The sequence below is a fragment of the Microcystis sp. T1-4 genome (assembly GCF_000297435.1).
Classification (GTDB): Bacteria; Cyanobacteriota; Cyanobacteriia; order Cyanobacteriales; family Microcystaceae; genus Microcystis.
Window position 1 is genome coordinate 1 of sequence record NZ_CAIP01000239.1, and the last position, 614, is coordinate 614.

The window sequence follows — 614 nt, forward strand, 5'->3', positions numbered from 1 at the left end:
TAGAACAAATTGCTCAAGCTTTAGACTTAGAAATTGAACAAGTACCAGAAGTCAATGAGGGACAAAATTGAGTGAAAACGGACAGTATTTTCTATCGTCTCTTTGAGACTTTTCCCGAAAGTTTCTTTGATTTGCTCAATCTTCCCCCAGAAACCGTCAATCATTATCAATTTTCCTCCCTAGAAGTTAAACAACTCGCTTTTCGTTTAGATGGGGTTTTTATTCCCGATAACCTGAATGATCCGATTTACTTTGTCGAGGTACAATTTCAAAAAGATGAACGGTTTTACTCGCGCTTTTTTAGTGAAATATTTCTCTATTTTCATCAAAGTGAGATTAGTAACAATTGGCAAGGGGTGATCATTTATCCCCATCGGGAAATTGAAAATAGTCCCAAATCTCGTTATCAAGAATTCTTTGAGTCAGGTCGGGTTAACTGTTATTATCTGAATCAGTTAGATGAGGGAGATTCTCTGGGGGTAAAAGTGTTACAATTAATTGTAGAATCGGAAGCCAACACCTTAGCTCAAGGCAAAGAACTGATTCAACAGGTTAGACAACAATTCCAAGAGTCTTTAAAAAGAGAGGACATTCTAGAATTAATTGAGACAATT

1 protein-coding gene is annotated in these 614 nt (G+C 36.3%); it reads left to right on the top strand.

What is annotated here, in order from left to right; translation table 11 throughout:
* Positions 1-71 precede the first annotated feature (71 nt).
* On the top strand, positions 72-614 hold a 543-nt coding region (locus MICAI_RS14725), incomplete at its 3' end, for an Rpn family recombination-promoting nuclease/putative transposase (RefSeq protein ID WP_039900243.1).